The following is a 22004-nucleotide window of genomic DNA, read 5'->3' as shown; positions in this document are numbered from 1 at the left end:
GCATGCTGCTCACCCCCCGCGCCCGGCTGAAGTCCGCGCTGCTCGCCTCGGCCGTCTCCGTCTGCCTCGTCGCCGCCGGCGCGCCGGCGGCCCCGCTCGGCGTCGGCGACCGCCTCTTCCCGCACCTGGGCAACCCCGGCTACGACGTCGCGTCGTACGACCTGTCCTTCACCTACTCCGGCGCCAACGACAAGCCGCTCCAGGCCGTCACCGTCATCAACGCCTGGACCACCGCCGCCCTGGACCGGATCAACCTCGACTTCGCGCACGGCAAGGTCGACTCGGTCGAGGTGAACGGCAGTCCGGCCGCCTTCACCGGTGTGGACGACGACCTCGTGATCACTCCGCGGGACACCCTCGTCCCGGGGAGCTGGATGCGCATCACCGTGCGGCACACCAGCGATCCCGTGATGAGCGGCGACCGCGACGGCGGCTGGGTCAGGACCGCGGACGGCCTCGCCATGGCCAACCAGGCGGACGCCGCCCACCTCGTCTTCCCGTGCAACGACCACCCCTCCGACAAGGCCGTGTTCACCATCCGGGTGACCGCGCCGGACGCCTACACGGCAGTCGCGGGCGGGCTGCTCGCCGGAGTGGAGAAGACCGGCGGGACGACCACCTGGACGTACCGGGGCCAACACCCCATGGCGACCGAGCTCGCCCAGGTGTCCGTGGGCCGCTCCACGGTGGTACACCGCGAGGGGCCGCACGCGCTGCCGCTGCGGGACGTCGTGCCCACCAAGGACCGTGCCCTCCTCGAGCCCTGGCTGAAGAAGACCCCCGAACAGATCGCCTGGCTGGAACGCAGGGTCGGTCCCTACCCCTTCGAGACCTACGGGCTGCTCATGGCCGACGCCTCCACCGGGTTCGAACTCGAGACACAGACGCTGTCCCTCTTCGAGAAGAGCCTCTTCACCCAGCCCGCCTACCCCAAGTGGTACGTCGAGTCGATCATGGTGCACGAGCTGGCCCACCAGTGGTTCGGTGACAGCGTCTCCCCGCGCACCTGGTCCGACCTGTGGCTGAACGAGGGACACGCCACCTGGTACGAGGCGCTGTACGCGGAGGAGAAGTCGGGTAGCACCCTGGACGCGCGCATGAAGGCGGCCTACGGCGCCTCCGACCGCTGGCGCGCCGCGGGAGGACCGCCCGCGCTGCCCCGGGCGCCGAAGGCCGGCCAGAAGATCAGCATCTTCCGCCCCAACGTGTACGACGGCGCCGCGCTCGTCCTGTACGCGCTGCGCCAAGAGATCGGCCGGGCCGCGTTCGCACATCTGGAGCGCGCCTGGACGCACAACCACCGGGACTCGACGGCGAGCACGGCCGACTTCGCCCGCCTCGCCGAAACCGTCTCCGGACGCGACCTGACCCCGTTCTTCAGGGAGTGGCTCTACGGAGAGAAGACCCCGCCGATGCCGGGCCACCCGGACTGGAAGGCGGCGGCGCCGGTCGTGAAGCATCCGGCCGGGAACGCCCCGAAGTCCGCCCCACAGGCTCCGCCCGCCGCGAAATAAGGCCGTGACGAGACGGGCCGTGCCGTGCGACCATCGTCAGGTCGCCGCGGCACGGGACACGGGAATCTCCCGGGCTCCTCGTGCGTTGTGCAGCGTGTAGGCGCCGACTCGGCATCTCCAACGACGTAAGGATCCAATGACCTCCTCTTCTTCCTTTTCCCAGGACACCCAGCGCATGGCGCACGCCTACCCCGAAGGTCTTCGGGCCGATGCCCTGATGGAAGAGGACGTCGCCTGGAGTCACGAGATCGACGGAGACCGGGACGGCGAACAGTTCGACCGTTCCGAGCGCGCGGCGCTGCGCCGCGTGGCAGGCCTCTCCACCGAGCTCGAGGACGTCACCGAGGTCGAGTACCGCCAGCTCCGCCTGGAGCGGGTCGTGCTCGTGGGCGTCTGGACCACGGGGACCGCACAGGACGCGGACAACTCCCTCGCGGAGCTCGCCGCCCTCGCGGAGACCGCGGGCGCGCTCGTGCTCGACGGCGTCATCCAGCGCCGCGACAAGCCCGACGCGGCCACCTACATCGGATCCGGCAAGGCGAACGAGCTGCGCGACATCGTGCTCGAGACGGGCGCCGACACCGTCATCTGTGACGGTGAGCTCAGCCCGGGCCAGCTCATCCACCTCGAGGACGTCGTCAAGGTCAAGGTCATCGACCGCACGGCCCTGATCCTCGACATCTTCGCCCAGCACGCCAAGTCCCGAGAGGGCAAGGCGCAGGTCGCACTCGCGCAGATGCAGTACATGCTGCCGAGGCTGCGCGGCTGGGGTCAGTCGCTGTCCCGTCAGATGGGCGGCGGCAAGGGCGGCGGTCTCGCCACCCGCGGTCCCGGTGAGACCAAGATCGAGACGGACCGGCGGCGGATCCGCGAGAAGATGGCGAAGATGCGCCGGGAGATCGCGGAGATGAAGACCGGCCGCGAGATCAAGCGCCAGGAGCGCAAGCGTCACAAGGTGCCGTCCGTCGCCATCGCGGGCTACACCAACGCGGGCAAGTCCTCGCTGCTCAACCGCCTCACGGGCGCGGGCGTCCTGGTCGAGAACGCCCTGTTCGCGACCCTGGACCCGACCGTGCGCCGGGCCGAGACGCCCAGCGGCCGCCTGTACACCCTGGCGGACACCGTCGGATTCGTCCGACACCTGCCGCACCACCTGGTCGAGGCGTTCCGCTCCACCATGGAGGAGGTCGGCGAGTCCGACCTGATCCTGCACGTGGTGGACGGCTCGCACCCTAACCCGGAGGAGCAGTTGGCGGCGGTGCGCGAGGTGGTCCGGGACGTCGGCGCCACCGGCGTGCCCGAGATCGTCGTCATCAACAAGGCGGACGCGGCCGACCCGCTGACGCTGCAGCGCCTCATGCGGGTCGAGAAGCGCTCCATCGCGGTCTCCGCCCGCACCGGCCAGGGCATCGAAGAGCTGCTCGCACTGATCGACAGCGAGCTGCCGAGGCCGTCCGTGGAGGTCGAGGCGCTCGTGCCCTACACGCACGGCAAGCTGGTCGCGCGTGCCCACGACGAGGGCGAGGTGATCTCCGCGGAGCACACGGCGGAGGGCACCCTGCTCAAGGCGCGGGTGCACGAGGAACTGGCGGCGGAACTCGCGCCGTACGTGCCGGTGCCGGCCGCCTGAGCCGTCGTCCTGGTCCGCTGAACCCGCGAAGGCCCACCCCCTGCTTGCCGCAGGGGGTGGGCCTTCGCGGGTGCGGGCGGTCGAGGGCCGCCGGACGCCCGCCGCCGGTCCGGGCTACCGGCCGGCGAACTTCTTGCTCACCGAGTCGTACACGCCCTTGGCCACGTCGTTCAGTCGCGGGCCCGCGAGCCAGCCCGCGCGCACCGGGCCGATCGAGGTGTTCGACACCAGCGCGGGCTTTCCGTCCGAGCCCGTGGCGACCCAGCCGCCGCCCGAGGCGCCGCCGGTCATCGTGCAGCCGATGCGGTACATCGTCGGGTCCGCGGTGCTGAGCGAGAACCGTCCCGGCTTGTCCTTGCACTGGTAGAGCTTCTGCCCGTCGTAGGGCGCCGCCGCCGGGTAGCCGGTCGCGGTGATGCGGCTCACCTTCGGCACCGCCGGGGCCTTGAAGTCCACCGGGAGCGCCGAACCGACCGTCTCCTCCAAGGACTTGCCGGAACCGCCCTCCTCCGGTGTCACATGGATGACGGCGTAGTCGTAGGAGGCGCCGTCACCGCCGGTCTGGCCGCCCTGGGCGATCCACTGGTCGGAGGTCTGCGCCCAGTCCCCCCACCACACGCCGTAGGGAGCCGCCTCCTCCTTGGTCGCCGACTTCATCTGCGAGGCCGACCTGCCCGAGTCGTTGTACGACGGGACGAACGCGATGTTCCGGTACCAGCCGCCCTTCTTGCCGGCGTGCACACAGTGACCCGCCGTCCAGACCAGGTTGGACTTCCCCGGGTGGGCCGGGTCCCGCACGACCGTCGCCGAGCAGACCATCGTCCCCTCGGGGGAGTCGAAGAACACCTTGCCCGCCTGGGGCGCGTTGGCGTGGTACGCCGGGGGCACCGCCTTCGCCTCCACCGCAGCGGGCGTCGGGTCGGTCACCCCCTGGTCGCCGGAGAGGTCGCTGTCGTCGACGCTGCGGTCCGGGTCCTCGGCCTCCCGCATCCGGTCCGGGTCCCACAGCCCCTTGATGATCGGGTTGACGTAGTCCTGCGCCTCGCGCAGCCAGTCGTCCCTGTCCCAGTTCTTCCAGGCGCCGTTCTTCCACTTGTCGAGATCGATCCCGTGCTCTTTGAGCCGGTCCTTGATGTCGTCCGGGATCGTGATCTTTCCGTCGTCCGTGGCCGACGCGGAGGCGCTCGCCTGACCGCTCGCATCGGCGTCGCCCGAATCGCAGGCGGTCGCGGTGAGCGCGAGCACCGAGGCGAGGGCGAGCGCGCTCAGCACGGGGGAGGTTCTACGACGCGCGTTCCTCCCCCGGCGAGCGGTGGACGACGGCCGTATGGATCGCATGCTGGTTACTCCCCCTGCTGTCAACGAACGTGGAGCTCCGACCGTCCCCGCGGAGCGAACCCGGCGGAACGCGGTCGAACTCGATCAGACATGGCTGTAATCCGTCGAGCTTGGTTCAACTCGACCGAACGCAAACGAACTCGGTCACGCTCCGTCGAACTCATGGTGATCTCACGGCGAGTTCGAGCGGGACTCATGACCGGGTGCGATGCCACCACACGATATGCGGTCGCTGTGGGGGACTTCCGACGGAACGGCAACTGTTCGGTCACAGCGGGGATCTTGAGGCAACCCGTAACCGGCCGCCGCCCGGGGTTGTAGCGACAGGGGCTGCTGTGGTGCCCGCCTCTGAACCGAGGGCCGGCAGAGAGCGTGGCCGTGGCCGAGCCGGCGCCCCAGGACGTCCGCGAGCGAGCCGGTGGGCCGGGCCGTCCCGCCGGCCCATCCCGCGCAGCCGCCTTGATCACCAGGAGCGACCTTGACCACCGCCCCCCAGTCCACCGCCGATCTCCTGGACCACCCCGATCCGCACACGGCTGCCCAGGCAGCCGCCGTGGAGAACCTCTTGCGCTGCTGGGTCCGCGAGGCCGGCCTGTCCGCGCCCGCCGACGGCTGCCTCCAAGTGCCGCTGCCCGCCAGCGGGGTCGCGCTGCTGGCACCCGTCCGCTACTGGTCCCCGACGGGCATGCACCGCTTCGGCCTGCCCCGCCTGGCGGGCGTGCCCGAGCAGACCCCACCCGTGGACGCCGTCATGGTCGCCGCCCTGCTGGCCCGAGAGGCAACCCCGGTCGCCTGCCGGACCGGGCGGCCGCGCGGGGACGGCGAAGCCCGGCCGGTCACTGCCGACGGCGAAGGCGCCGACCTCGTCGCACGAGTCGCCGACTCCGTCCGCCGCACCGCCGCCTTCATCGGCGAGCGCCGGGAACGTCCCGCCGACGCTCCCGACCTGTTCCTCGCCGCCGAGCAGGCGCTGGTGCTCGGGCATCCGCTGCATCCGACCCCGAAGAGCCGGGAAGGGCTCTCGGACGGTGACGCGCATCTGTACTCGCCCGAAACACGCGGTGCGTTCCCCCTGCACTGGCTCGCCGTCGCTCCGTCGGTGCTGGCCACCGACTCCGCCTGGACCGAGGGCGGCCGCCCCGTCCCCGCCGCCGTGCTGACGGCCCGGCTCGCCGGCCGCGGCCTGCCGCTGCCCGAAGGCTTCGCGGCGCTGCCGATGCATCCCTGGCAACTGCGCGAAACACGGCGCCGGCCGGAGATCCGGGCCCTCCTCGACGCCGGACTGCTCCGGGACCTCGGCGCCCACGGCACGCCCTGGCAGCCGACCTCCTCCGTGCGAACCGTCCATCGCTCCGGCGCCGCCGCGATGCTGAAACTGTCGCTGGGACTGCGCATCACCAACTCCCGGCGCGAGAACCTCCGCAAGGAACTGCACCGCGGTGTCGAGGTGCACCGACTGCTGCGCGGCGGCCTGGCGGGGCGGTGGCGGGCCGCGCACCCCGGCTTCGACATCGTCCGGGACCCGGCCTGGCTCGCCGTCGACGGTCCGGACGGCCTTCCGCTGACGGGGCTCGACGTGGTGATCCGCCACAACCCGTTCGCCCCGGCCGACGACGTCACCTGCCTCGCCGGTCTCGTCGCACCCCGGCCGCACGGCCCGCGGACGGACGCCTCTGCGGCCTCCCCGGCCCCGGCCGCCGTCCCCCGCTCCCGGCTGGCCTCGATCGTCCAGCGCCTCGCCCGACGGACCGGCCGGGCGCCCGGGGCGGTCGCCGCCGAGTGGTTCCTTCGCTACCTGGAACGGGTCGTCCGTCCCGTCCTGTGGCTTGACGGCGAGGCGGGCATCGCGCTGGAGGCGCACCAGCAGAACACCCTTGTCCTGCTGGACGCCGACGGCTGGCCCACGGGCGGCCGCTACCGCGACAACCAGGGCTACTACTTCCGCGAATCCCGCCGCGCGGACCTCGCCGCCCGGCTGCCCGGGATCGGCGAGGCCAGCGACACCTTCGTCGCCGACGAGGTCACCGACGAGCGCTTCTGCTACTACCTGGGGATCAACAACGTCCTCGGACTCGTCGGCGCGTTCGGCTCGCAGCGGCTCGCCGACGAACGACTGCTGCTCGCCGCCTTCCGGCGCTTCCTCGCGGACGTCGCATGCGGCCCGGGCCGGATGCGCAGTTCGCTGCCCGCGCGACTGCTCGACTCGACCGTTCTGCGCTGCAAGGCCAATCTGCTCACCCGGCTGCACGGCCTCGACGAACTCGTCGGACCGGTGGACACGCAGTCCGTCTACGTCACCGTCCCCAATCCCCTGTGTCCCTGAACCGGGTGCCCGCCCACCGCCTGCCTCCCATCGTCTGCGGTGCGTCCGCCGGAAAGACATCTCACGTGCCTAAGAGGTCAACCCGCTACGGCCGGATCCGCCGACGGGATTCCGTCCGGTGCCCATGAGGCCGCCACGAGTCCCACCTCGTCGCCAGTCCGGTCAGCCCCTCAGCGGGGGCCGACCGGAGCCACTGCTCAAGGATGAGGAGCCCGCCTTGCGGTTCGTCGAGACCGGAACCGGAGCCGGAGCCGGAGCCGGAGCCCGGCTCGCCCCCGTCCCGGGCCCCGCCCTCCGGGTCGGTGACTGGCGGGCCGCCCGGACGCCGGCGGGGGCGTTCCGGCTCGTCCCGGTGCGCGTCGAGCGGGATCTGTCGCTCGTCGGCCGGTGGATGAACGACCCGGCCGTCGCGGCCTTCTGGGAACTGGCGGGACCCGAACGCGTCACCGCGCGACACCTGCGCGAACAACTCGCCGACGACGGGCACAGCGTCCCGTGTCTCGGTGTGCTGGAGGGGCGGCCCATGAGCTACTGGGAGATCTACCGGGCCGATCTCGATTCGCTGGCCGGCCACTATCCGGCCCGGCCGTACGACACCGGGATCCATCTGCTCATCGGTGGTGCCGCCGATCGCGGGCGGGGGCTCGGGAGCCTGCTGCTGCGTGCCGTCGCCGATCTCGTCCTCGCCGGGTCGCCCGCGTGCGCCCGGGTGGTCGCCGAGCCCGACCTGCGCAACGTTCCGTCCGTCGCCGCGTTCCTGAGCGCCGGTTTCCGGTTCTTCACCGAGCTCGAGCTCCCCGCCAAACGGGCCGCCCTCATGGTCCGGGACCGGGGCCTGCGTGATCTGCTGTGAGCCCCCTCACTGGTCCTCACCGGTCCTCACCGGTCTTCGGTGGTCTTCACCGGTCTTCGGCGGTCCTCAGTGGTCGGGTGCGGTCGCTGGTTGATCTTCGACCGGTCATTTCGCGTCCCGGCCCGCTCACGTTCGTCCGCCTCGCCTTCCCCCAGCGAGAGGCCACCGTCTTGATCCCTTCCCTCCCGCCCGCCTCGACCGCCCGATTGTCAGTGCCGCGCCGTAGGGTGGTCGCGCTATGACGAAGCCCTCACTCCCCGAACTCCTGCATGCCGCCGTCGCCGCAGTCGGCGGCACGGAGCGCCCCGGCCAGGTGACCATGGCCGAAGCCGTCGCCGAAGCGATCGACGACGGCTCCCATCTTCTGGTCCAGGCCGGCACCGGCACCGGAAAGTCGCTCGGCTACCTCGTGCCCGCGCTCGCCCACGGGGAGCGCGTCGTGGTGGCGACCGCCACGCTGGCCCTGCAGCGCCAACTCGTGGAGCGGGACCTGCCGCGCACCGTCGAGGCGCTGCACCCGCTGCTGCGTCGCCGCCCGGAGTTCGCCATGCTCAAGGGCAGATCGAACTACCTGTGTCTGCACCGGCTCCACGAAGGCGTCCCGCAGGACGAGGAGGAAGGCCTCTTCGACCAGTTCGAGGCCGCAGCACCCAGCAGCAAGCTGGGCCAGGACCTGCTGCGGCTGCGGGACTGGTCGGACGAGACCGAGTCCGGTGACCGGGACGACCTCACCCCGGGCGTGTCCGACCGGGCCTGGGCGCAGATCTCGGTCTCCTCCCGGGAGTGCCTGGGCGCGACGAAGTGCGCGTACGGCGCCGAGTGCTTCGCGGAGATGGCCCGCGAGCGCGCCAAACTGGCCGAGGTCGTCGTCACCAACCACGCTCTGCTCGCCATCGACGCCATCGAGGGCGCCCCCGTGCTGCCGCAGCACGAGGTGCTGATCGTCGACGAGGCGCACGAGCTGGTCTCACGGGTGACCGGCGTCGCGACCGGTGAGCTCACCCCCGGCCAGGTCAACCGCGCCGTACGCCGGGCGGCGAAACTGGTCGACGAGAAGGCCGCCGACCAGCTGCAGACGGCCGCCGAGGGCTTCGAGCGACTGATGGAGCTGGCGCTGCCCGGCCGTCTGGAGGAGGTCCCGGAGGATCTCGGCTACGCGCTGATGGCCCTGCGCGACGCCGCACGGACCGTCATCTCCGCCATCGGCTCGACCCGCGACAAGTCCGTCCAGGACGAGGACGCGGTCCGCAAGCAGGCGCTGGCCTCGGTCGAGTCGGTGCACGACGTGGCCGAGCGGATCACCAACGGATCCGAGTGGGACGTCGTCTGGTACGAGCGGCACGACCGTTTCGGCGCGTCGCTGCGGGTCGCCCCGATGTCGGTGTCGGGTCTGCTGCGGGAGAAGCTCTTCACGGACCGCTCCGTCACCCTCGCCTCGGCGACGCTCAAGCTGGGCGGCGACTTCAACGGGGTGGGCGCGTCTATGGGGCTGGCCCCGGAGGGCACGGAGGGGGAGGACGTCCCGCAGTGGAAGGGCATCGACGTCGGCTCGCCCTTCGACTACCGCAAGCAGGGCATCCTGTACGTCGCCAGACACCTCGCGCGCCCCGCGCGGGACGGCGACCGCGCCGATATGCTCGACGAGCTGACCGAACTGATCCAGGCTGCCGGCGGCCGCACTCTCGGCCTCTTCTCCTCCATGCGTGCGGCCCAGCTCGCCGCCGAGGAACTGCGCGTGCGCATCCCCGAGTTCCCGATCCTCCTCCAGGGTGAGGAGACGCTCGGCGAGCTGATCAAGAACTTCTCGGCGGATCCGCAGACCTGTCTCTTCGGCACGCTGTCGCTCTGGCAGGGCGTCGATGTCCCCGGCCCCAGCTGTCAGCTGGTCGTCATGGACAAGATCCCGTTCCCGCGCCCCGACGACCCCCTCATGAGTGCGCGCCAGAAGGCGGTGGAAGAAGCCGGCGGCAACGGCTTCATGGCCGTGGCGGCCACGCACGCGGCGCTGCTCATGGCGCAGGGGGCGGGCCGCCTCGTCCGGGCGTCGGGGGACCGCGGGGTCGTCGCCGTCCTGGACCAGCGGCTGGCGACGGCCCGCTACGGCAGCTATCTCAAGGCGTCGCTGCCGGACTTCTGGTACACCACGGACCCCCAGCAGGTCCGCAGGTCGCTGACGGCGATCGACGCGAAGGCGAAGCAGACGGAGGCAGAGGCAGAGGCGGCGACGGAGGCAGAGGCAGTGACGGAATAGGGCCCGGGCCGGTGAAACGCCCAGGCCCTTCGAGGGGCCCGGGCGCAGCACAGGGCCCCGGAACCGGCGCAGGGATCCCGGGGCCCAGTCAGGGGGACGGGGAAGGCCCGTCCGCCGCCGTGCTCAGACGCGGCGGAGTACGGCCACCACCTTGCCGAGGATCGTCGCGTCGTCGCCGGGGATCGGCTCGTAGGCGGCGTTGTGGGGGAGCAGCCACACATGGCCGTCCTCGCGCTTGAAGCGCTTCACGGTGGCCTCGCCGTCGAGCATCGCGGCCACGATGTCGCCGTTCTCCGCGACGGGCTGGCGGCGTACGGTGACCCAGTCGCCGTCGCAGATCGCGGCCTCGATCATCGAGTCCCCGACGACCTTCAGCACGAACAGTTCGCCGTCGCCGACCAGCTGCCTCGGGAGCGGGAAGACGTCCTCCACCGACTCCTCCGCGAGGATCGGACCGCCGGCGGCGATCCGGCCGACCAGCGGCACGTAGGAGGCGGCGGGCTTGCCGGCGGTGTCCGTGGGCTGCACCGAGGCCGCCTGGTCGGAGCCTCGCACCTCGTACGCGCGCGGGCGGTGCGGGTCACGGCGCAGGAAGCCCTTGCGCTCCAGTGCCATGAGTTGGTGTGCGACCGAGGAGGTGCTGGACAGGCCGACCGCCTGGCCGATCTCCCGCATCGACGGCGGGTAGCCGCGCCGTTGTACGGAATCCCTGATGACCTCGATCACCCGGCGCTGCCGGTCCGTGAGTCCCGAGCTGTCCGCGCGGATGCCTGGAGGTCGGCCCGGCAGGGAACGCTTGTGTCCCTCGGGATTCATGGCTTCGTTCATCGCATGCACCGGCTCGAGTCGGCCCTGGGAGCGGTCCTGGGCGGTGATGGTGGCACTGTCTGCGGTGGTGGTCACGTCGGCCCCTCTCGGTTGTCTCCCTGCTGGACAACGGTAGTGGCTTTCGAAAGGTTGCGCCAAACACACGTTCGAGTGAAAAAGTACGGATCGCCTTACTTGATCACGTGTTGGGGTGTATGGCTGACGCGATTTCCCGGCGGACGGACGAGGTTGTCGTCGTACCCGTTGTTGTAGTCTTCACGGCCGGAGTCGATGACCTTGTGAGGCGCGGCCCCAGTCTGCCATCCGGCCCCCTGTCGATCAGGGACGGGCTCCGCTCTGCGCGAGAGCCCCACCGCTCCTCCTTGTGGCGCTCACGGTATCGCCGCGCGGGCCGCAGCGATACGGCCGCGGGTGGGCATGTGCGTGCGCCCGCGTGTGTGGGCGCACGCCCGGCGGGCACGCGGAAGGGCGGGCGGACGGCGGGTCCGGGCAGGCGATCTCGGGTGCTCGGTGTGACCGCCGGAACGCGTGCGGTGAGATCGTCGAAGCGACACGCGACGCAGCCTGGTTGTATGAGCCAATCCCTACATCTAGTGGTTGGATTGCGACAGCGGCCCAGAAGTTGTGGTCCCTGGTGTCTTCGGATGCTCATGGATCCCCTATGCTTGGGGCTGCTTCGAGGGGCCCGTGAGGCCTGGCGAGGCCATGGAGTCTGCTGTGAGGAGGGTTGGAGTTCATGCACTGCCCCTTCTGCAGGCACCCCGACAGCCGTGTGGTCGACAGTCGGACCACGGACGACGGCACGTCGATCCGTCGGCGCCGCCAGTGCCCTGACTGCTCCCGTCGGTTCACGACCGTGGAGACGTGCTCGCTGATGGTGGTCAAACGGTCCGGAGTCACCGAACCGTTCAGCCGTACGAAGGTCATCAACGGCGTGCGCAAGGCATGCCAGGGGCGGCCGGTCACCGAGGACGCTCTCGCTCAGCTCGGTCAGCGGGTCGAGGAAGCGGTGCGGGCCACCGGAAGCGCCGAGTTGACCACCCATGACGTGGGGCTGGCCATACTCGGTCCGCTGCAGGAACTCGATCTCGTCGCCTATCTGCGATTCGCCTCCGTCTACCGGGCGTTCGACTCGCTCGAGGACTTCGAGGCCGCCGTCGCGGAACTCAGGCACGGGCCGGAGAGGTCCGACGCGGACGACGACGACCGCGCGGACGAAGCCCGGGCCGAGGACGACACGGGAGCCGTCGCGGGGAGCCAGGAAGACGGCGGCGGGCCGGGAGGGACCGTGCAGGTCCCCGAGCCCGCCCACGCCACCGACTGACCGACGGGCCGGAACCGGACTCACGAGCCCGGGCGGCCGGTGCGGCGGCGGACGAAGACCTGCTGTGGGCGGTGGCGCGTGGACGCCCGCAGCACCAGACAGAACAACGTGCCACGGGAACAACGTGGCATTTCAGGGCGTTTTCGCCCGCAGAGGGAGGCGGCATGACAGAGACGGCGAGCGGTCCGGCACGAGGTTCCCGAGCCAAGGGAGCCAAGACCACCAAGGGCCTGCGTATCGAGCGTGTCCACACCACCCCCGGAGTTCATCCGTACGACGAGGTGGTCTGGGAACGCCGTGACGTCGTCATGACCAACTGGCGCGACGGCTCGGTCAACTTCGAGCAGCGTGGCGTCGAGTTCCCCGACTTCTGGTCGGTGAACGCGGTCAACATCGTCACCAGCAAGTACTTCCGGGGCGCCGTCGGCACCCCGCAGCGCGAGACCGGCCTCAGGCAGCTGATCGACCGCATCGTGAAGACGTACCGGAAGGCCGGCGAGGACCACCGGTACTTCGCCTCGCCCGCCGACGCCGAGATCTTCGAGCACGAGCTGGCGTACGCCCTCCTGCACCAGATCTTCAGCTTCAACAGCCCCGTCTGGTTCAACGTGGGCACCCCGCAGCCCCAGCAGGTCTCCGCCTGCTTCATCCTGGCCGTCGACGACTCCATGGAGTCGATCCTCGACTGGTACAAGGAAGAGGGCATGATCTTCAAGGGCGGCTCCGGCGCCGGCCTGAACCTCTCCCGCATCCGCTCCTCCAAGGAGCTCCTCTCCTCGGGCGGCAACGCCTCCGGCCCGGTCTCCTTCATGCGCGGCGCCGACGCCTCGGCCGGCACCATCAAGTCCGGCGGCGCCACCCGACGCGCGGCCAAGATGGTCGTCCTCGACGTGGACCACCCGGACGTCGAGGACTTCATCGCCACCAAGGTGAAGGAGGAGGAGAAGATCCGCGCCCTGCGCGACGCGGGCTTCGACATGGACCTGGGCGGCGACGACATCACGTCCGTCCAGTACCAGAACGCCAACAACAGCGTCCGCGTGAACGACGAGTTCATGACGGCCGTGGAGAACGGCACCGAGTTCGGCCTCCGTGCCCGCATGACCGGCGAGATCATCGAGAAGGTCGACGCCAAGGCGCTGTTCCGCAAGCTCGCCGAGGCCGCGTGGGCCTGTGCCGACCCGGGCATCCAGTACGACGGCGTGATCAACAACTGGCACACCTGCCCGGAGTCCGGCCGGATCACCGCGTCGAACCCGTGCAGCGAGTACATGCACCTGGACAACACGTCCTGCAACCTCGCCTCGCTGAACCTGATGAAGTTCCTCAAGGACGACAGCAAGGGCTACCAGTCCTTCGACGCCGACCGCTTCCAGAAGGTCGTCGAGCTCGTCATCACCGCGATGGACATCTCCATCTGCTTCGCGGACTTCCCGACCCAGAAGATCGGCGAGAACACGCGCGCGTTCCGCCAGCTCGGCATCGGCTACGCCAACCTCGGCGCCCTGCTGATGGCGACCGGCCACGCGTACGACTCCGACGGCGGCCGGTCCCTCGCAGGCGCCATCACGTCCCTGATGACGGGAACGGCCTACCGCCGCTCCTCCGAGCTGGCGGCGGTCGTCGGCCCCTACGACGGTTACGCGCGCAACGCCGACGCCCACAACCGCGTCATGAAGCAGCACTCGGACGCCAACGCCACGGCCGTCCGCATGGACGACCTGGACACCCCGGTGTGGGCCGCCGCCACGGAGGCCTGGCAGGACGTGCTGCGCCTCGGCGAGAAGAACGGTTTCCGTAACTCCCAGGCGTCCGTGCTCGCCCCGACCGGCACCATCGGTCTGGCGATGTCCTGCGACACCACCGGCGTCGAGCCCGACCTCGCCCTGGTCAAGTTCAAGAAGCTGGTCGGCGGCGGCTCGATGCAGATCGTCAACGGCACCGTTCCGCAGGCCCTGCGCCGCCTGGGCTACCAGGAGGAGCAGATCGAGGCGATCGTCGCCCACATCGCCGAGAACGGCAATGTGATCGACGCTCCCGGCCTCGCGCACGAACACTACGAGGTGTTCGACTGCGCCATGGGCGAGCGTGCCATCTCCCCGATGGGCCACGTCCGCATGATGGCCGCGATCCAGCCGTGGATCTCCGGCGCCATCTCCAAGACGGTCAACATGCCGGAGACGGCGACCGTCGAGGAGGTCGAGGAGATCTACTTCGAGGCCTGGAAGCTCGGCGTCAAGGCCCTCGCGATCTACCGCGACAACTGCAAGGTCGGCCAGCCCCTCTCCGCGAAGACCAAGGAGAAGGAGAAGACCGAGGTCACGCAGAAGGCCGAGGAGACGATCCGCGCCGCGGTCGAGAAGGTCATCGAGTACCGCCCGGTCCGCAAGCGGCTGCCCAAGGGCCGTCCCGGCATCACGACCTCGTTCACGGTCGGCGGCGCCGAGGGCTACATGACCGCCAACTCCTACCCGGACGACGGTCTCGGCGAGGTCTTCCTGAAGATGTCCAAGCAGGGCTCGACCCTCGCCGGCATGATGGACGCGTTCTCCATCGCGGTCTCGGTCGGCCTCCAGTACGGCGTGCCGCTGGAGACCTACGTCTCGAAGTTCACCAACATGCGCTTCGAACCGGCCGGCATGACCGACGACCCGGACGTGCGGATGGCGCAGTCGATCGTCGACTACATCTTCCGGCGCCTGGCGCTCGACTTCCTGCCGTTCGAGACGCGTTCCGCGCTCGGTATCCACTCCGCCGAGGAGCGTCAGCGCCACCTGGAGACCGGTTCGTACGAGCCGACCTTCGAGGAGGAGAACGTGGACGTCGAGGGTCTCGCCCAGTCGGCCCCGCGCCAGACGGACCTCAAGGCCGTCGCCGCGCCCAGGGCCGAGGTCGAGGCAGCCGAAACCGCCCCGAAGCAGGTCCACACCAGCGCCGAACTGGTGGAGATGCAGCTGGGCATCCAGGCGGACGCCCCGCTCTGCTTCTCCTGCGGAACGAAGATGCAGCGGGCGGGCTCCTGCTACATCTGCGAGGGCTGCGGGTCCACGAGCGGCTGCAGCTGACGTACGGACGTCCGCTGGACTTGATCCGGCTCGTCAGGGCGGTGGAGTCGATGTCCAGCTCCGCCGCCCTCGGCGTCTTCGTGCCCGGGCGGTGGAGCCGGTGCCCGGCAGACTTCGGCTCCCGGGCTCCGGGTACGGGAGGATTCGCTCACGGGAGGCTTCCGTGGACGGGCGGAGCCCGGCGGCGGTCAGGAGCGCCGCATCCGGCCCATGATCCGGGTGAACGTCGACGGGTCGTCCTCGAAGCCCTGGACGCCCGAGTGGAACGACCAGCTGTCGGACGTCTCCCGGACGAACTCCGCGACCGTGGCCGCCGTCGCGCCGAGGACGTCGCCGAAGTCGTTCTCGTCCAGGACGGTGTAGCCCTCCCTTATCCGGAAGGCCGGGTTCAGCACGCTGGCGAACGTCCGGTGCTCCTGGATCTGCTGGATGACGACGCCGATGACCACGCGCGCGTACCGCGCGTCCAGACGGTCGAGTTCCAGCGTCATGACCTCGTCCCAGCCGAAGCCCTTGCCGTCCTTGCTGTCCCGGTTGAGATAGATCGTGCCGTCGGGGGAGCGGCTGTCGAAGTGCACCACGAAGGCCGGCTCGCCCTGCGGGTCGCTCGTCAGATACGTCGCGGCCACGATGTCCAGGTCGGTGGCCGGCCTGCCTGCCGGGCTCGGGTCCCACTTGAGCGACATCTCGATCTTGCGGATGCCTTTGTTGAGTCCGCTCACCGGACTTCCCCTCCCCGTTTCCCCGGCTGTCTGCCGTCACCCCGAACTGCTCGACCGTCAGGGCCGGTTGTCCATCCTGCCACGCGGCGTGCGCCGTCGCAGGCCCGCTGTCTCTCCGAGCGTGACCAACGCCACGCCCTCTGGCCTTACCATGGCGCGGTGCTGGTCAAGTGGATTCGCTGCACCGTGGTGGACCGCCGCGGTTTCGAACGGGGACAGCGAAAGTGGGCGGGGCTTCTGGGGGAGCCGGGATTCAGGGGACAGGGCGGGGGCTGGAGCAGGGCACGGCCCTCCGTCGCGCATGTCTTCGCCTTCTGGGAGAGCCGCGCCTTCTACGACTCCTTCATGGCCCGCTCCCACGACCGGCTGGCGACCGCCCAGGCGGGCACGTTCAAGGACGCCCAGGCGCGGCTGTTCGACTACCGCTTCGACGTGAAGACCGGCTTCGAGCCCCGCTTCACCGACTCCGACGTGGTGCGGGTGGCCCTGTGCCGGGTTCACGAGGAACGCGCCGAGCACTTCACCCTGATGCAGGAGAAGGTCTGGAATCCGGCCATGGCCGGCTCGCCCGGCATGATCCGGGGCATGTTCGCCGAGGCGCCCGGCCACGAGTTCCTGGTGCTGTCGATGTGGCGCTCGCAGGCCGAACACGGCAAATACCGCACCGAGCGGGTGGAACGGCTCGCCCTCCGTGCCCAGACGGAGGCGGACATAGCCTCCCTCACCGGCGACATCGTCGAACTCGAGTCGGCCTGGACGGTCTGACAGCGCAGTCGGGGGAGCGGAAGGCGGGCCGCCAGGCGTTCTTCCGGTGCGGGACGGTGTGACCTACGCCGTATGGAGGCCGCCCGAGTGCTCGATCGGGCGTCGGTCGATCTAGGGTCTTGGCATGGCACGACCACGGCGCATCGTCCTTGTCCGGCACGGCGAGTCGACGGGCAATGTTGATGACACCGTCTACGAGCGAGAACCCGATCATGCCCTGGGCCTGACGGAGCAGGGCCGCCGGCAGGCGGAGGAGACGGGAAAGCACCTGCGGGAGGTATTCGGCCGCGAGCGGGTCAGCGTGTACGTCTCCCCCTACCGGCGTACGCACGAGACCCTCCGGGCCTTCCACCTCGACCCCGGGCTCATACGCGTACGGGAGGAGCCCCGGCTGCGCGAGCAGGACTGGGGGAACTGGCAGGACCGCGACGACGTCCAGTTGCAGAAGACCTACCGGGACGCCTACGGACACTTCTTCTACCGGTTCGCGCAGGGGGAGAGCGGAGCTGACGTGTACGACCGGGTGGGCGGCTTCCTGGAGAGCCTGTTCCGCAGCTTCGAGGCCCCGGACCACCCGCCGAACGTGCTTCTCGTGACCCACGGGCTGGCGATGCGGCTGTTCTGCATGCGCTGGTTCCACTGGACGGTCGCCGACTTCGAGTCGCTCGCCAATCCCGGGAACGCCGAGATGCGGATGCTCGTTCTCGGCGACGACGGCAAGTACACCCTCGACCGGCCGTTCAACCGCTGGCGGGAGCCGGAGCCGTACGGGATCACCGGAGATAGAGTGGCAGAGAGATGACAGCCGATTCCTCGCCCGCAGTCCGCCTCGACCGGGCCCTCGCCAGTCTGCGCGGTCTCGCCGTGGGCGACGCGCTGGGCTCGCAGTTCTTCGTTCCGGTGAACTTCCCCCTGCTCCAGCGTCGTGAGCCACCGCCCGGGCCGTGGCAGTGGACGGACGACACCGAGATGGCGTGCTCCGTCGTGGCCGTACTGGCGGCCCACCACCGCATCGACCAGGACGCCCTGGCCCGCTCCTTCGCGGAGCACCACGACTTCGACCGCGGGTACGGCCCCGCCGTCAACCGTCTGTTGCGGCTCGTCAGGGAGGGCGCGGACTGGCGGGAGCTGTCGGCCGCCCTGTTCAACGGACAGGGTTCCTGGGGCAACGGCGCCGCGATGCGCGTCGCCCCGCTCGGCGCCTGGTACGCGGACGACCCGGAGCAGGCGACCCATCAGGCCGAGATCTCCGCGTATCCCACGCATCAGCACCGGGAAGCCGTGGTCGGGGCCATGGCCGTCGCCGCGGCCGCCGCGCTGGCCGCCGCACCCGCAGGACCGCCCAGCGCCGAGGCGCTGCTGGACGGCGTCGTCGCGCTGGTACCGAAGAGCGCCGTCGGCGCCGGGCTGCGGCGTGCCCGGGACATGCTCGACTACGCCGACGCGGCCACCGTCGCGGCCACCGTCGCGGCCGTGCTCGGCTGCGGGCGGCGTACGTCGGCTCATGACACCGTCCCCTTCGCGGTCTGGTCGGCCGCCCGCGCCCTCGGCGACTTCGAGACGGCGTTCTGGACGACCGCGCAGGTCGGCGGGGACGTGGACACGACCTGCGCCATCGTGGGCGGCATCCTGGCCGGCGGAAAGGCGGGAATGCCGCCGGCCGCCTGGACGCGTCAGGTCGAGGAACTCCCGGACTGGCTGCCCGCCGCCTCTGCTTGACGCCGCGGGGGCCCGCCGCCACCGGGAGTCGTCCGGTGCCCCTCGGTGGGTGACGTCGGACGCCCCTCACCGCGAGACGGCCGGTGAGCCTCGCCGCGTGTGACACCTGTGCGCGTCTTCGCCCGGTGACGGCGGAGGGCGGACCTCCGGTCGTTGGAGACTCTATGTGGTCGACGGGAACTCTGTGTGACCGTCCCGCGTTGTCCGAATACCGCTGCGCGACATGTGCGAGGTCCACGGCGCGACGTATGCGGTGCCGGTGCCAGGGCCGGGGAGTGATCCAGGGGGTGGGGATGAGGTTGGTGGTGGTGATTCTGCTCGTGATCATGTCGACGTCCCGGGGGCGCCGACAGGGCCGCCTCCGGGAGGACCGCCGCTGCGCTGCGGCAGGCGGTGGCGCTCCCGGGGCGGCCCGTGCGACCGTACGGTCACCCCGCCGCGGGGCCTGCCGTACCGGACAGCGCTTCCAGGTCGCTCTTGCGGACCCGGATCACGAACCATGCCGTCACCAGAGCGAGCACGGCCATGGCGGCGGCCGGTACGAACGCCGTCGATATGCCGTGGGCGAGCACCTCGTGTCCCCAGGGGGCGGGCAACTGGTGCGTCTTGGCGAACTCCGCCTTCTGCTCCGCGGTGCCGTCGGCGAGGAACCGGGGCAGCTGCTTCTCCGCCTCGTCCTTGCTCGCGGACCCGAAGACGGTCGTCAGGATGGACAACCCCAGCGAGCCGCCCACCTGTTGCGTGGCGTTGAGCAGCCCGGAGGCCGCGCCGGCCTCGTGCGGGGCGACGCCGGAGACCGCCGTGACGGTGACCGTCACGAAGTTGAGCCCCATGCCGAAGGCGAAGACCAGGATCGGCCCGAGGATCCCGCCGGCGTAGGAGCTGTCCGGGCTGATGAACGCCTGCCAGGTGAGCCCGATCGCCACCAGAGCGGAACCGGTGAGCATGAACGGCTTGGGGCCGAGCACCGGCAGGAAGCGCTGCGACAGGCCCGCGCCCGTCGCGATGGCGACCGTGACCGGCAGGAACGCGAGACCGGCCTTGATCGGGCTGTACCCCAATATGTTCTGCACGAAGAGCACGATGTAGAAGAACATGCCGAACATGGCGGCGGCGAGGCTCAGCATGATCACGTACGTGCCGGAGCGGTTGCGGTCGGCGAACATCTTCAGCGGGGTGATCGGCTCCTTGGCGCGCCTTTCGGTGAACACGAAGCCGATCAGCAGGATCGCCGCCGCCGCGAACGCGCCGAGGGTCAGGCCGTCCCGCCAGCCTTCCTCGGCCGCGCGGATGAAGGCGTAGACGAGGGAGGCCATGCCGGCCGTCGACGTCAGTGCGCCCGCGATGTCGAAGCGACCGGGATGGCGCTCGGACTCGTTGATGTACAGCGGCGCGACGACGGCGATGAGTACCCCGATGGGTACGTTCACGAACAGCACCCAGCGCCAGTCGAGCCACTCGGTGAGCATGCCGCCCGCGAGCAGTCCGATGGCGCCGCCGCCCGCGGAGACGGCCGCGAAGACACCGAAGGCCCGGTTGCGCTCGGGGCCCTCGGGGAACGTCGTGGTGATGAGCGCCAGCGAGGTGGGCGACGCGATGGCGCCGCCGACGCCTTGCAGGGCCCGTGCGGCCAGCAACTGCCAGGGCTCCTGGGCCAGTCCGCCCAGGAGCGAGGCGAAGGTGAAGATCAGGATGCCCGCCATGAAGACGCGACGACGGCCGAGGATGTCGCCCGCTCGAGCGCCGAGCAGCAGCAGCCCGCCGAAGGTGAGCGTGTAGGCGCTGACCACCCAGGTGAGGTCGGTGGTGCTGAACTTGAGCGCGTCTTGAATGTGCGGGAGTGCGATGTTCACAATCGTCGCGTCGAGGACCACCATGAGTTGGCAGGCCGCGATGACGGTGAGCGCGATGCCGGGATGTCCCGCCCGGCGGGCCGCACCTGGTTTCCGTTTCTGGATCAACTGAGAGGTCGTCACTATGGGTCCCCCACAAGAGCGTTAGTGAACGCTGGCGTTCACTGGCGCGTCAACGGTAGTGAGTCCTCAGTAGTGAACGCAAGCGTTCACTCGCGGCGTCGCCCCAGGGCGTGTCCCCCGCCGCGAGCACACGGAGCCTCGCCTGCCCGGCCGAGCCCCACCCCTTTCCCCGCTGCACCTGCAATCCCCACTGCACCCGCAATCCCCGCTCCTACTGGTCGCTGGAGACAGTCAGATGGTTACTTCGCGCTGGACGGCCGCCCCCGCTCAGGCTGCCTCCCCCCGCCGGCGCGGCGCCGTGCTCGAACGCGCGATTCTCGATGCCGCGCTCGATCAGTTGGGCACGGTCGGCTGGAACGGCCTCACGATGGAGGGCGTCGCGGCCGGCGCCCAGACCGGCAAAGCAGCCGTCTACCGGCGCTGGCCGTCCAAGGAGGACCTCGTAGCCGACGCCCTGCGGGCCGGACTGCCCGCATTCGACGATGCTCCGGATCTGGGCAGTGTGCGGGCGGATCTGGTGGCGTTGTGCCGCACCGCGCGGGACGCGATGTATTCCCGCCCGGGTTTCGCCTTGCGCTCGGTGATTCACGAATGTGATCCAGCTCAGGCGGGACGCTTCCAGGCCCTGATCCTCGAGGGCGTGGTGGAGCCAACCCTCGGTCTCCTGCGCAAGGTGATCAGTCGGGGAATCGAGAGGGGGGAGGTGCGTGCCGACGCGGCGAACGGCTACGTCTTCGACGTCATCCCGGCCGTCATGATGTACCGCTCCAAGATGTGCGCGTGCGAATGGAGCGACCGTGATCTCGACGAGATGATCGACCAGCTCATGCTGCCGCTGCTGCGACCGGAGGCGTCCTGAGAGGCGTTCCGGCCACGCCGGAATCGGGCCGTGCCGCAGCCCCGCTACGGCCGTGACCGACCGGGGTGTCGCTCCGGGATCCGGTCGGCGTAACCTAAGGGCGCCATGCCGTACGAACCACCTACCCACACCGTCGAGCGCTCCCTTCGCGCCACGACCGGAGCGAAGATCATTGCCGGTGTCGACGAGGTGGGCCGCGGTGCGTGGGCCGGCCCCGTCACCGTATGCGCGGCGGTCACCGGTCTGCGCCGACCCCCCGCAGGCCTCACCGACTCCAAGCTGCTCACCCTCAGGCGACGCACCGCGCTCTCCGCGGTGCTGCTCGACTGGGTGACGTCGTACGCCCTCGGGCACGCCTCTCCGGAGGAGATCGACGATCTCGGGATGACCGCCGCGCTACGGCTCGCCGCGGTACGCGCGCTGGACGCCCTCCCGGTCCGGCCGGACGCGGTGATCCTCGACGGGAAGCACGACTATCTCGGCGCTCCGTGGCAGGTCCGCACGGTGATCAAGGGTGATCAGTCGTGCGTGGCGGTTGCGGCGGCCTCGGTGATCGCGAAGGTTCAGCGCGACAAAATGATGGCAGAACTGGGCATCGACCATGCAGACTTCGGCTTTGCGGACAACGCCGGCTATCCGTCGCCCGTGCACAAGGCCGCACTGGAGGAGCGGGGCCCCACCCCGTACCACCGGTTGTCGTGGGCGTATCTTGATGCGCTGCCCCAGTGGCGGCACCTCAAGAAGGCCCGCAGCTCGACGAACGGAAACGCTCCGGAGATCGAAGGCCAGCTCGGCTTCGACTTCTGACGGCTCCGGCCGCACTGATGTGCCACCCGC

The 22004-nt window shown here is 70.3% G+C and carries 16 protein-coding genes; 12 read left to right on the top strand and 4 right to left on the bottom strand.

All coding sequences use genetic code 11. From position 1 onward, the window contains the following. Window positions 1-2: 2 nt before the first annotated feature. Window positions 3-1514: a M1 family metallopeptidase gene (locus C6376_RS00450; RefSeq protein WP_107441572.1), complete on the top strand. Its 1512-nt coding sequence runs from the start codon at window positions 3-5 to the stop codon at window positions 1512-1514. A gap of 136 nt (window positions 1515-1650) precedes the next feature. After that, window positions 1651-3144: a GTPase HflX gene (hflX, locus tag C6376_RS00445; RefSeq protein WP_107441571.1), complete on the top strand. Its 1494-nt coding sequence runs from the start codon at window positions 1651-1653 to the stop codon at window positions 3142-3144. A gap of 114 nt (window positions 3145-3258) precedes the next feature. Here the strand turns inward: hflX and C6376_RS00440 are convergent, their stop codons facing one another. Continuing rightward, window positions 3259-4482, bottom strand: a complete 1224-nt coding sequence (locus C6376_RS00440; RefSeq protein WP_107441570.1) for a serine protease — start codon at window positions 4480-4482, stop codon at window positions 3259-3261. Window positions 4483-4960: 478 nt separating this feature from the next. Between C6376_RS00440 and C6376_RS00435 the strand changes: the two genes are divergently transcribed. The 3 genes from C6376_RS00435 (at window position 4961) to C6376_RS00425 (ending at window position 9909) form a co-directional block, all read left to right on the top strand. Further along, window positions 4961-6805, top strand: a complete 1845-nt coding sequence (locus C6376_RS00435; RefSeq protein WP_107441569.1) for an IucA/IucC family siderophore biosynthesis protein — start codon at window positions 4961-4963, stop codon at window positions 6803-6805. A 217-nt stretch (window positions 6806-7022) separates the two neighbouring features. Beyond that, window positions 7023-7658, top strand: a complete 636-nt coding sequence (locus C6376_RS00430; protein ID WP_254075796.1) for a GNAT family N-acetyltransferase — start codon at window positions 7023-7025, stop codon at window positions 7656-7658. Window positions 7659-7896: 238 nt separating this feature from the next. Further along, a complete protein-coding gene (locus C6376_RS00425; RefSeq protein WP_107441567.1) occupies window positions 7897-9909 on the top strand; it encodes an ATP-dependent DNA helicase in 2013 nt (670 codons plus the stop codon). 123 nt (window positions 9910-10032) lie between these two features. On the opposite strand, the gene lexA is transcribed toward C6376_RS00425, so the two are convergent. Beyond that, window positions 10033-10812 carry a transcriptional repressor LexA gene (gene lexA, locus C6376_RS00420; RefSeq protein WP_057575372.1) on the bottom strand — a complete coding sequence of 260 codons (780 nt, stop codon included), beginning with the start codon at window positions 10810-10812 and terminating at the stop codon, window positions 10033-10035. Between the two features lie 661 nt (window positions 10813-11473). Between lexA and nrdR the strand changes: the two genes are divergently transcribed. Both nrdR and C6376_RS00410 read left to right on the top strand, forming a co-directional pair. Next, window positions 11474-12061 carry a transcriptional regulator NrdR gene (gene nrdR / locus C6376_RS00415; protein WP_107448699.1) on the top strand — a complete coding sequence of 196 codons (588 nt, stop codon included), beginning with the start codon at window positions 11474-11476 and terminating at the stop codon, window positions 12059-12061. Between the two features lie 164 nt (window positions 12062-12225). Continuing rightward, the gene (locus tag C6376_RS00410; RefSeq protein ID WP_107441566.1) at window positions 12226-15126 is read left to right on the top strand and encodes a vitamin B12-dependent ribonucleotide reductase; all 2901 of its coding nucleotides are present in this window, start codon (window positions 12226-12228) and stop codon (window positions 15124-15126) included. Window positions 15127-15314: 188 nt separating this feature from the next. Here C6376_RS00410 and C6376_RS00405 read toward each other — a convergent pair whose 3' ends face one another. Further along, window positions 15315-15848, bottom strand: a complete 534-nt coding sequence (locus C6376_RS00405; RefSeq protein WP_107441565.1) for a TerD family protein — start codon at window positions 15846-15848, stop codon at window positions 15315-15317. Window positions 15849-16007: 159 nt separating this feature from the next. Between C6376_RS00405 and C6376_RS00400 the strand changes: the two genes are divergently transcribed. The 3 genes from C6376_RS00400 (at window position 16008) to C6376_RS00390 (ending at window position 18332) form a co-directional block, all read left to right on the top strand. After that, window positions 16008-16613, top strand: a complete 606-nt coding sequence (locus C6376_RS00400) for a YdbC family protein (protein ID WP_107441564.1) — start codon at window positions 16008-16010, stop codon at window positions 16611-16613. Between the two features lie 124 nt (window positions 16614-16737). Beyond that, window positions 16738-17415, top strand: coding sequence for a histidine phosphatase family protein (locus C6376_RS00395; RefSeq protein WP_107441563.1), 678 nt, complete (start codon window positions 16738-16740; stop codon window positions 17413-17415). Next, window positions 17412-18332 carry an ADP-ribosylglycohydrolase family protein gene (locus C6376_RS00390; RefSeq protein WP_107441562.1) on the top strand — a complete coding sequence of 307 codons (921 nt, stop codon included), beginning with the start codon at window positions 17412-17414 and terminating at the stop codon, window positions 18330-18332. Before C6376_RS00395 ends, C6376_RS00390 begins: the two co-directional genes overlap by 4 nt. Before the next feature lie 428 nt (window positions 18333-18760). Here C6376_RS00390 and C6376_RS00385 read toward each other — a convergent pair whose 3' ends face one another. Further along, window positions 18761-20308: an MFS transporter gene (locus C6376_RS00385; protein ID WP_107441561.1), complete on the bottom strand. Its 1548-nt coding sequence runs from the start codon at window positions 20306-20308 to the stop codon at window positions 18761-18763. A gap of 235 nt (window positions 20309-20543) precedes the next feature. Between C6376_RS00385 and C6376_RS00380 the strand changes: the two genes are divergently transcribed. Further along, entirely contained in the window at window positions 20544-21167 is a 624-nt protein-coding gene (locus C6376_RS00380; protein WP_107441560.1) for a TetR/AcrR family transcriptional regulator, read from the top strand. 105 nt (window positions 21168-21272) lie between these two features. Further along, the gene (locus C6376_RS00375; protein ID WP_107441559.1) at window positions 21273-21974 is read left to right on the top strand and encodes a ribonuclease HII; all 702 of its coding nucleotides are present in this window, start codon (window positions 21273-21275) and stop codon (window positions 21972-21974) included. Window positions 21975-22004 lie beyond the last annotated feature (30 nt).

Origin of the sequence: Streptomyces sp. P3, from assembly GCF_003032475.1 — a bacterium.
GTDB lineage: Bacteria > Actinomycetota > Actinomycetes > Streptomycetales > Streptomycetaceae > Streptomyces.
The sequence above is the reverse complement of the archived record's forward strand: the minus strand, read 5'-3'. Positions and strand labels throughout refer to the sequence as shown.

Excerpts from the sequence above, each read along its gene's own strand:
- C6376_RS00450 (WP_107441572.1), top strand. The coding sequence starts at position 3 with ATGCTGCTCACCCCCCGCGCCCGGCTGAAGTCCGCGCTGCTCGCCTCG.
- hflX (WP_107441571.1), top strand. The coding sequence starts at position 1,651 with ATGACCTCCTCTTCTTCCTTTTCCCAGGACACCCAGCGCATGGCGCAC.
- C6376_RS00440 (WP_107441570.1), bottom strand. The coding sequence starts at position 4,482 with ATGCGATCCATACGGCCGTCGTCCACCGCTCGCCGGGGGAGGAACGCG.
- C6376_RS00425 (WP_107441567.1), top strand. The coding sequence starts at position 7,897 with ATGACGAAGCCCTCACTCCCCGAACTCCTGCATGCCGCCGTCGCCGCA.
- nrdR (WP_107448699.1), top strand. The coding sequence starts at position 11,474 with ATGCACTGCCCCTTCTGCAGGCACCCCGACAGCCGTGTGGTCGACAGT.
- C6376_RS00410 (WP_107441566.1), top strand. The coding sequence starts at position 12,226 with ATGACAGAGACGGCGAGCGGTCCGGCACGAGGTTCCCGAGCCAAGGGA.
- C6376_RS00395 (WP_107441563.1), top strand. The coding sequence starts at position 16,738 with ATGGCACGACCACGGCGCATCGTCCTTGTCCGGCACGGCGAGTCGACG.
- C6376_RS00390 (WP_107441562.1), top strand. The coding sequence starts at position 17,412 with ATGACAGCCGATTCCTCGCCCGCAGTCCGCCTCGACCGGGCCCTCGCC.
- C6376_RS00380 (WP_107441560.1), top strand. The coding sequence starts at position 20,544 with ATGGTTACTTCGCGCTGGACGGCCGCCCCCGCTCAGGCTGCCTCCCCC.
- C6376_RS00375 (WP_107441559.1), top strand. The coding sequence starts at position 21,273 with ATGCCGTACGAACCACCTACCCACACCGTCGAGCGCTCCCTTCGCGCC.